Source organism: Curtobacterium flaccumfaciens, from assembly GCF_051548005.1.
In the GTDB taxonomy this organism is placed as follows: Bacteria; Actinomycetota; Actinomycetes; order Actinomycetales; family Microbacteriaceae; genus Curtobacterium.
This window is the reverse complement of the sequence record NZ_JBPUGH010000133.1, coordinates 1-9566: the sequence shown is the minus strand read 5'-3', so window position 1 is coordinate 9566 and position 9566 is coordinate 1. Positions and strand designations below refer to the sequence as shown.

General features: G+C 71.3%; 8 protein-coding genes. 5 read left to right on the top strand and 3 right to left on the bottom strand.

Annotation, left to right across the window (positions count from 1 at the left end; genetic code table 11):
• The 3 genes from ACSW7Y_RS13795 to ACSW7Y_RS13785 form a co-directional block, all read right to left on the bottom strand.
• A partial coding sequence (locus ACSW7Y_RS13795; protein WP_438126827.1) for a biotin/lipoyl-containing protein occupies nucleotides 1-482 on the bottom strand: 482 nt, incomplete at its 3' end.
• Nucleotides 483-531: 49 nt separating this feature from the next.
• Entirely contained in the window at nucleotides 532-1905 is a 1374-nt protein-coding gene (gene lpdA / locus ACSW7Y_RS13790) for a dihydrolipoyl dehydrogenase (protein WP_438126826.1), read from the bottom strand.
• Between the two features lie 156 nt (nucleotides 1906-2061).
• Nucleotides 2062-3525 (bottom strand): leucyl aminopeptidase, encoded by a 1464-nt coding sequence (locus ACSW7Y_RS13785; protein ID WP_438126825.1) that lies wholly within the window; start codon nucleotides 3523-3525, stop codon nucleotides 2062-2064.
• A gap of 75 nt (nucleotides 3526-3600) precedes the next feature.
• Here ACSW7Y_RS13785 and ACSW7Y_RS13780 point away from each other — a divergent pair, with 75 nt between their 5' ends.
• From ACSW7Y_RS13780 to ACSW7Y_RS13760, 5 genes are all read left to right on the top strand, one after another.
• Nucleotides 3601-4533 (top strand): proteasome assembly chaperone family protein, encoded by a 933-nt coding sequence (locus ACSW7Y_RS13780; RefSeq protein WP_438126824.1) that lies wholly within the window; start codon nucleotides 3601-3603, stop codon nucleotides 4531-4533.
• A gap of 163 nt (nucleotides 4534-4696) precedes the next feature.
• On the top strand, nucleotides 4697-6016 hold the full coding sequence (locus ACSW7Y_RS13775) for an MFS transporter (protein ID WP_438126823.1): 1320 nt from the start codon (nucleotides 4697-4699) through the stop codon (nucleotides 6014-6016).
• Between the two features lie 190 nt (nucleotides 6017-6206).
• Nucleotides 6207-7487: an RNA polymerase sigma factor gene (locus tag ACSW7Y_RS13770; protein WP_438126822.1), complete on the top strand. Its 1281-nt coding sequence runs from the start codon at nucleotides 6207-6209 to the stop codon at nucleotides 7485-7487.
• Nucleotides 7488-7491: 4 nt separating this feature from the next.
• Entirely contained in the window at nucleotides 7492-8751 is a 1260-nt protein-coding gene (locus ACSW7Y_RS13765; protein WP_438126821.1) for a MurT ligase domain-containing protein, read from the top strand.
• The gene (locus tag ACSW7Y_RS13760; protein ID WP_438126820.1) at nucleotides 8748-9521 is read left to right on the top strand and encodes a type 1 glutamine amidotransferase; all 774 of its coding nucleotides are present in this window, start codon (nucleotides 8748-8750) and stop codon (nucleotides 9519-9521) included. The genes ACSW7Y_RS13765 and ACSW7Y_RS13760 overlap by 4 nt, the downstream gene beginning before the upstream one ends.
• Nucleotides 9522-9566: the final 45 nt, after the last annotated feature.

Here is a 9566-nt window from a genome sequence, read left to right as displayed (position 1 = left end):
GGAGCGGCCTGCGGCACCGGGGCCGCGGCGGGCGGAGCGGACGGCGCCTGCGGGGCGGCGGGCTGCGTCTGACCACCCGGGGCCGGGTCGGCCTGCTGCGGCTCGGGAGCCTTCTGCTCGTCCTGCTGCTCCGTGCTCGGGGCCGGCTCGGGCTCGGAAGCGTCGGCCTGGGCCTCGTCGGCACCCTGGTCGGACGCGCCCTGGTCCGAGCTGCCCTCGTCGGAGCCGCCGTCGGACGAGCTGGAGCCGTCACCGATCTTCACCAGCGCGGTACCGACCTCGACGGTCTCGTCCTCCTGCACGAGGATCTCCTCCACGACGCCCGCGACGGGAGAGGGGATCTCGGTGTCGACCTTGTCGGTCGAGACCTCGAGCAGCGGCTCGTCGACCTCGACCCGGTCACCGACGTTCTTCAGCCATCGGGTCACCGTGCCCTCGGTGACGCTCTCGCCGAGCGCCGGGAGGTTGACGGATTCGCTCATCGGGTGGACTCCTCTTCGCAGGGGTGGTTCGTGGTGGTGGTCATGGTGTTCACAGGGCGTGCAGCGGCTTGCCCGCGAGGTGCAGGAAGGCCTCGCCCAGCGCCTCGTTCTGCGTGGGGTGTCCGTGGACCAGGGGAGCGATGTCCTCCGGGTAGGCCTCCCAGTTGACGGCGAGCTGTGCCTCGCCGATGAGCTCGCCGACGCGGGCACCGATCATGCTGACGCCGACGACCGGGCCGTCGACCACGCGGACGACCTTGACCGAGCCGGACGTGCCGATGATGTGGCTCTTGCCGTTGCCGGCGAGGTTGTACTCGTAGGAGTCCACCTTGTCGGCGCCGTACTGCTCCTCGGCCTTGGCCTGGGAGAGCCCGACGGACGCGACCTCGGGGTCGGAGTACGTGATCTTGGGGATGTTCGTGTCGGAGATGACGACCGGGTTCAGACCGGCGATCTCCTCCGCGACGAAGATGCCCTGCTGGAAGCCGCGGTGCGCGAGCTGCAGGCCGGGCACGATGTCGCCGACGGCGTACACGTTCGGGACGTTCGTGGCGAGGCGCTCGTTCGTCGTGACGAACCCGCGGTCCATCGTGACGCCGACCTCCTCGAAGCCCATGTTCTGGGTGAGCGGGCCGCGACCGACGGCGACGAGCATGACGTCGCCCTCGAAGGTCTTGCCGTCCTCGAGCGTGACGACCACGCCGTTCTCGTGCTGCTCGACACCCTGGAAGCGGACCCCGAGCGAGAACTCGATGCCGCGCTTGCGGAACGCGCGCTCGAGCTGCTTCGACATCGACTCGTCCTCGGCCGGGACGAGGTGGGGCAGCGCCTCGACGATGGTGACCTCGGCGCCGAAGGACTTCCAGACGCTCGCGAACTCGACGCCGATCACGCCGCCACCGAGGATGACGACCTTGTTCGGGACGTAGTCCATCTTGAGCGCGGTCTCGGAGGTGATGACCCGGCCACCGATCTCGAGCCCGGGGAGGGACCGCGAGTAGGAGCCCGTGGCGAGCACGACGTTCTTGCCGGTGACGGTCTGGTCGCCGACCTGCACGGTGTTCGGGGAGGTCAGACGACCCCAGCCCTCGACCACGGTGATCTTCCGCGCCTTGATGAGGCCCTGGAGGCCCTTGTACTTGGAGGAGATGACGCCCTGCTGGTACTCGATGACCTTCGGCACCTCGACACCGGCGAACTCGGCGATGACGCCGTACTTCTCGGCGTCACGCGTGCCGTCGGCGATCTCCGCTGCGTGCAGGAGCGCCTTCGTCGGGATGCACCCGCGGTGCAGACACGTCCCCCCGAGCTTGTCTCCCTCGATGAGCGCGACGCTCATCCCGAGCTCGGCGGCCCGGAGCGCTGCGGCGTACCCACCGCTGCCGCCACCGAGGACCACGACGTCGTAAGTCTGTTCCGTCACCTGGTGCAACTCCCTCGTGCGTGTTCGGGACCGGTCCGGCCCCGTGGACACCGCGGCGAGCGGCGTCCCACGGTCGGACCGTGTGGTTCCGGTCCCGTCCCGTGTGGGTCCGGCGGGGTGCGCGCGCACGCGGCCGCCCCGCCGGACTCAAACCTACTACTTGGACTGGAGCTCTTCTGCGAGCGCGATGAGTGTCCGGACCATGACGCCCGTAGCGCCCTTGCCGAGCCACCCGTAGCCGCCGCCCTTGTGCTCCGAGGGGCCCGCGATGTCGAGGTGCGCCCACGGGATGCCCTCACCGACGAAGCGCTCGAGGAACTTGCCGGCCAGGAGCATCCCGCCCGCCGGGTTGCCGACGGTCGCGTTCACCATGTCCGCCACGTCGCTGGCGAGTCGGGCGTCGAGCTCCTCGGGCAGCGGCATCGGCCAGATCGGCTCGGCGACGGCGTCGGCGATCGCCCGGACCTGCGCCACGAGGTCGTCACTGCCCATCAGGCCGGTGGTGCGGTCACCGAGCGCCACGACCTGCGCGCCGGTGAGCGTCGCGACGTCGACGATCGCGTCCGGGTGCTCGAGCGACGCGGCGGCCATGCCGTCACCGAGGACCAGGCGCCCCTCGGCGTCGGTGTTCGTCACCTCGACGGTCTTGCCGTTCTTGAGCGTCAGGACGTCGCCGGGGCGGGTGGCCGAGCCGGACGGCATGTTCTCGGCGAGGCAGAGCCACGCGGTGACCTTCGTGTCGAGCCCGAGCTTCGCCGCGGCGACGGCCACCGCGAGGACGGTGGCGGCCCCGGTCATGTCCGTCTTCATGCCGAGCATCGAGGCGGCGGGCTTGAGGGAGAGGCCGCCCGAGTCGAACGTGATGCCCTTGCCGACGAGCGCGAGGTGCTTCGACGCGGACTCCGGGGTGTACCGGACGACGACGAGCCGTGGGGGACGGACCGAGCCGCGGCCGACACCGGCGATGCCGCCGAAGCCCTGCGCCTCGAGCTCGTGCTCGTCGAGCACCTCGACGGTCAGCGGCAGGTCCGTGGCGAGCTCCTCGGCGACCGACGCGACGTCGGCCGGTCCGAGGTCGCCGGCGGCGGTGTTCACGAGGTCGCGGACGGTCGACGCGGCCTCGGCGACTGCGGACGCGCGGGCGGTGTCGACCTCGACGCCGGACGGGGCGACGACCGCGATGCGCTGGTCCCCGCGGACCGGGCCGGTGGTGCCGGTGCCCTTGTGCGTCGTGAAGACGTAGGAACCCAGGGCCGCACCCTCGAGCGCCGCCCCGACGAGTTCGGCGGTGTCGGTCGGGAGCGCGATCGCGATCGACTCCGCGAGCGGGAGCTGACGGACCGCGCTGCCGGCGGCGCTCCGCACGGCCGCGGCGTCGGTGCCGGACCCGAGTCCGACGAGGGCGACCGAGGTCGCGGCGACACCCGTCCCCGGCAGGCGGACGAGCTGGTCCTTCGCGCCGGTGACGCCGATCGCGGCGAGGTCGAGGTCGCCGAGGAAGTCGGCGCCGACGGCGGTCGCGGGCCCACCGTCGACCCCCGGACGGACGCCGACGACGAGGACGTCGGCCTCCGTGTCGGCTGCGGCGGACGAGACGGTGGAGAGGATCGGTCGGACCATGCCCCAACCCTATCCACGCACTGTTCGCTGTCGGCGTGGCCGTGCCGCCCGGACCGCTGTGCACGCCCGCCTAGCATGGGGACGGTGAACCACCACGAGGACCTCTACTCGTCCGTCGACGGCGCCCCCGAGGTCCCGGCGGGCCTCCACCTCGTCGCGGCCCTGACCGGCTTCGCCGACGCCGGCGCCGCGGTGGCGCAGGTCACGACGGCGATCGAGGGTGGGCTCGAGACCACCACGATCGTCGAGTTCGACCCCGACGTCCTGCTCGACTGGCGTGCGCGTCGGCCGGTCATCACCTTCGAGCACGACCACATCGAGTCCGTCGCGGTCCCGCGCCTCACGCTCTCCCTCGTGCGCGACGAGATCGGTCAGCCGTTCCTCTTCCTCTCCGGGTACGAGCCCGACTTCCGCTGGAACGCCTTCGTCGCCGCGGTCACCGACCTCGCCGAGCGGCTGCAGGTCGTCGACACGACCTGGGTCCAGTCGATCCCGATGCCCATGCCGCACACCCGCCCGATCCGCATGACGGTGTCCGGCACGCGCGCCGACCTCGTCGAGCAGATGAGCGTCTGGAAGCCGGAGACCCAGGCTCCCGCGAACGTCCTGCACCTCGTCGAGCACCGGCTCGCGCAGTCCGGACACGAGGTCACCGGCCTCGTGCTGCTCGTCCCGCACTACCTCTCGGACACCGAGTTCCCGGACGCCGCGGTGGCCGCCCTCGCCGGGGTCTCCGCCGCGACCGGCCTCATCTTCCCGTCCGACGCCCTCCGCGAGGAGGGCCGCGAGTTCCTCGCCCGCGTCGACGAGCAGGTCGGCGGGAACGGGGAGCTGCAGCGGCTCGTCTCGGTGCTCGAGGAGCGGCACGACGAGTACATGGCGGGCAACCCGATCGGTTCGCCGCTGACCGGCGTCGACGGCGAGGTCCCCTCCGCCGACGCGATCGCGGCGGAGCTCGAACGCTTCCTGGCGGACCGCCGCGGACAGGCGGACGGCACCGCGGACTGATGCGGTGACCGGCCTGCGGACGCGGGCGCTCCGGTCGACGCCGGGCGGGCCTCCCGGCCGTGCACAGCCTGGAGGCACGGTGCGCGTCCGACGCGCCGGTCGCGTTCTCCACGGGTCGCCTCCCGCGGCCGTCGCGCCGCGACGGCGCCGCTAGCCTGGCCGGGTGAACTCCCGCCGTGCCTTCCTCGTCTGGGGCGTCGCGGTGCTGGCCTACGTCCTCGCCGTGGTGCAGCGGTCCACGCTCGGCGTGTCCGGCGTCGACGCGCAGGAGCGCTTCGCGGTGTCCGCTGCCGTGCTCTCGACGCTCGCCGTCGTGCAGATCGCCGTGTACGCGGCACTGCAGATCCCGGTCGGCATCGCGCTCGACCGCTTCGGGCCCCGGAAGCTGGTGCTGTCGGGGGCGGCGCTGCTCGTCGTCGGGCAGGCCGTCGTCGCGGTGTCGCCGACGATCGGACCGGCCGTCGTCGGTCGCGTCCTCGTCGGTGCCGGTGACGCGATGACCTTCATCTCGGTGATCCGGCTCCTGCCGATGTGGTTCAGCGGGCGGATCCTGCCCCAGCTCTCGCAGTGGACCGGCAACCTGGGGCAGGTCGGGCAGGTGTTGTCCGCCTTCCCGTTCGCGCTCCTGCTGCACACCACCGGCTGGGGCACGGCGTACGGCGTCGCCGCCGGCGCGGGCGCCGTCGGTCTCGTGCTCGCGTTCGTCTTCGTCCGCAACGGCCCGGTGCCCGTCCGGACGGGCGCGATCCCGCTGCCGCACTCGTGGGGCGGCGCGCTGCGGACCTTCGCGCACGCGGTCCGACGCCCGGGCACGCAGCTCGGGTTCTGGTCGCACTACGTGACGCAGTCCTCGGGCACGGTGTTCTCGCTCCTCTGGGGTGTCCCGATGCTCCGTGGTCTCGGCTACAGCGCGACCGAGGCCGCCGGCTTCCTCACCGTGATCGTGGTCACGGGGTTCGTCGCGGGGCCGCTGCTCGGCGTGCTCTGCGCCCGGTACCCGCTCCGCCGGTCGAACCTCGTCCTCGGGTGCGTCGTGCTCCTCGCGGTGGTGTGGACGGCCGTGCTGGCGTGGCCCGGTCAGCCCCCGACCTGGTTGCTCGTGCTGCTCGTCGTCGCGATGGGCATCGGCGGGCCCGGGTCGCTCATCGGGTTCGACTTCGCGCGGTCCTTCAACCCGGTCGGGGCGCTCGGCTCGGCGAACGGGCTCGTGAACGTCGGCGGGTTCCTCGCCGCGTTCGTGATGATGTTCCTCATCGGCACGATCCTCGACGCGGCTTCCCGTGCCACGGGGCAGACCGTCTTCGCCTGGGCGAACTTCCGGATCGCGCTCACCGTGCAGTACGTCGTGGTCGGGTTCGGGGTCGCCATGCTGCTCCACGCCCGACGCCGGACCCGGCGGGTCCTGCACGAGCGGGAGGGAATACGGGTGGGTCCGCTCTGGGTTGCACTGGTTGCACGTGTGCGGAAGCGCGGCGTGCAATAATGACTACGGACCCATCGGGCCCCTCGTGACCAACCGCTCCGCTGAGCGCGCGGAAACCCGGGGACTTGACATGGGTCCTAGTGCTGCCCGGATTGGTAGGACCGGCTGACGCGGGGGACTGCGGCACCGGCCCTGGGCGGCGAGGGAGGCCACGACCCCACGAACGTGGCACGACGAGAGAGGTGATCGCATGGCTGCCCGGAGCACGACGATCGATCCCACGAAGGACACCGAACCCGAGGGCACGACGGCCGACGCCGCCGAGGCCGAGGGCGCGGCTGCGCCGAAGAAGCGCGCCACCAAGGCGCCGGCGAAGAAGGCCGCGCCGAAGAAGACCACCGCCAAGGGCGGCAAGAAGGCCAAGGCCGACGACGAGGAACTCGAGGACGAGCCCGTCGAGCCGGTGGACGAGTCGGCGGACGACACCACCGACGACGCGGACGCCGACGAAGAGGCCCCGAAGGACACCAAGGCCGAGGCGGCCGCGGTCGCCGCGGGCGCGCTCGTGATCTCGCAGTCCGACGACGACGAGGCCCCGGTCTACTCGACGACCATCACGGGTGCCACCGCCGACCCGGTGAAGGACTACCTGAAGCAGATCGGCAAGGTCGCGCTCCTCAACGCCGAGCAGGAGGTCGAGCTCGCGATGCGCATCGAGGCCGGTCTGTTCGCCGAGGACAAGCTGCAGCACTCGACGGGCCTGTCGAAGCCCGAGGAGCGTGAGCTGCGCTGGGTCGCCCGCGACGGTCAGCGCGCCAAGTCGCACCTGCTCGGCGCGAACCTCCGCCTCGTCGTGTCGCTCGCCAAGCGCTACACCGGCCGTGGCATGCAGTTCCTGGACCTCATCCAGGAGGGCAACCTGGGCCTCATCCGTGCCGTCGAGAAGTTCGACTACACGAAGGGCTTCAAGTTCTCGACCTACGCGACGTGGTGGATCCGCCAGGCGATCACCCGCGCCATGGCCGACCAGGCCCGCACGATCCGCATCCCCGTCCACATGGTCGAGGTCATCAACAAGCTCGCGCGCGTCCAGCGTCAGATGCTCCAGGACCTCGGTCGCGAGCCCACCCCGGAAGAGCTCGCCCGTGAGCTCGACATGACCCCGGAGAAGGTCGTCGAGGTCCAGAAGTACGGCCGCGAGCCGATCTCGCTGCACACGCCCCTGGGCGAGGACGGCGACTCGGAGTTCGGTGACCTCATCGAGGACACCGAGGCCGTCGTGCCGGCCGACGCGGTGGGCTTCACGATGCTGCAGAAGCAGCTCGAGAGCCTGCTCGACTCCCTGTCCGAGCGCGAAGCGGGCGTCATCCGCATGCGCTTCGGCCTCGGTGACGGCCAGCCGAAGACCCTCGACCAGATCGGTGACACGTTCGGCGTGACGCGTGAGCGCATCCGCCAGATCGAGTCCAAGACGATGGCGAAGCTCCGCCACCCGTCGCGGTCGCAGTCGCTCCGCGACTACCTCGAGTAGGCCGATGCGCTTCCTCATCCCGATCCTGGTCGGGCGGATCCTCCGCGCCCTCGCACGTGCGCGGGGCGGGGGTTCCGCCTACCCGGGCTACATCGTCCTCAAGCTCGTGCCGGACTTCCTGCAGCACGTGACGAAGCAGTTCCCGAACGGCGTCGTCTTCGTCCTCGGATCGAACGGCAAGTCGACGACGACGCACATGATCTCCGACATCGTGCGGGCGCACGGGCTCCGGGTCTTCACGAACCCGTCCGGTGCGAACCTGCCGCAGGGCATCGCGTCGGCACTCCTCTCCGAGGTGTCGCTGACCGGCAAGCTCAAGGCCGACATCGGCATCCTCGAGGTCGACGAGGCGTTCGCGGTCGAGCTCGCGGGCATCCTGTCGCCGTCGACCGTGACGATGCTCAACGTCCAGGTCGACCAGCTCTACCGGTTCTTCGAGACCGAGCGCGTCGCGACGATGATGCTCGACACCGCGGCCCTGTCGGCCCGGAACGTCATCACGAACCGCGACGACCAGTTCCTCGACGCCTACGTCGGCACGGCCGGCCAGCAGGTGCTCCGCTTCGGCGCGAGTGCCGAGGTCGTGGCGGCGGCGCCGAACGGGCTGCAGAACGCCGACGACTTCGACCGTCAGGCGGGGGAGCCGAACGCGGCCGACGCCGAGGTCGTCGTGAACACCGGTGACGGCGCGACCATCCGGTTCGCGGGTGCGGACATCCCCGTCCGCCTGCCGGCGCGTGGCCTGCACTACGCGGTCGACGCCGCCGCTGCGACGGCCACCGCGAGTGCGGCCCTGGGCGACCAGTTCCGAGCGGACGCGGTGACGAAGGCCTTCGGCACGATGAAGCCCGCGTACGGCCGGGGCGAGCGCCTCCCGATCGCGGGCGAGTCGGCCGAGTTCACGATGTTCAAGAACGCCGCGAGCCTCCAGCTGAACCTCGACGCGCTCCCGGACCGGCCCGAGCAGGTCCTCATGGCGATCGACGAGGGCACGCCGGACATCTCCTGGATCTACGACATCGACTTCTCGAAGCTCGACCACGTGGACGTCGTCTCCGGTGACAAGGCCTGGCAGATCGCCATCGCCCTCGAGCACGCCGGTGTCCGCATCGGCAAGGTCGAGCCCGACGTCGAGGCCGCGATCCGGCACATGGAGCAGCTCGGCGCGACGACGAGCGGCACGAAGAACTTCATCGTCAACTACGAGATCATGATGATCGCCCGCAAGGCCCTCGGCCACCCGGACATGGAGAAGACGGCATGACCGCCGACCGGTTGACCATCCTGCACGTGTACCCGCGGCAGATGGGAGTCTCGGGGGACCGCGGCAACGTCGCAGCCCTCGTGCGCCGTGCCGAGGCCGCGGACATCGCCACCGAGGTCGTCGAGTACGCCCCCGGCGACACGCTGCCCACCACGGCGGACGTCGTCGTCATCGGCAACGGTCCGCTCAGCGCCATGCGGTCGCTCGGAGCCGACGTCGCCCGAGTCGGCGCACCGCTGCGCGACTTCGCTGCCGCCGGGGTCCCGGTGGTCGCGGTCGGCGGCGGCTTCGACCTCGCCACGAACGCGGTGGTGTCATCCGACGGCGCCGACGTCACCGGTTTCGGGGTCTTCGACGCCCGGGCCGTCCGCGGTGCCGAGCGTCGCGTGAACTACTTCGTGCTCGAGACTCGGTACCCACTGCTCGACGGTGCGCCGACCCGGCTCGCCGGCTTCGAGGACCACGCGACGAGTATCGTGCTCGGCGACGGTGTGACCCCCTTCGCGGACGTCGTCTCCGGCGGGGGCAACCAGGCCGGGAGCCCGGTCGAGGGCGCGATCACCGGCACCTCGTTCGGGACGCACACCCAGGGGCCGATCCTGCCACTCAACCCGCAGCTCACCGACGGCGTCCTCGCGGCCGCGACCGCACGGCTCGGTCGGTCCTACGCGCCGGACGCGCAGCGGACCGCCACGATCGACCGGTACGCACGCGAAGCGCGCGCGACCATCGACCGCTACGTCGACAAGGCGTTCAAGCGGATCGCCTGACGTCGTCGACGTGACCACGAACGGACGGGAGGCGCGGTGCCAGCT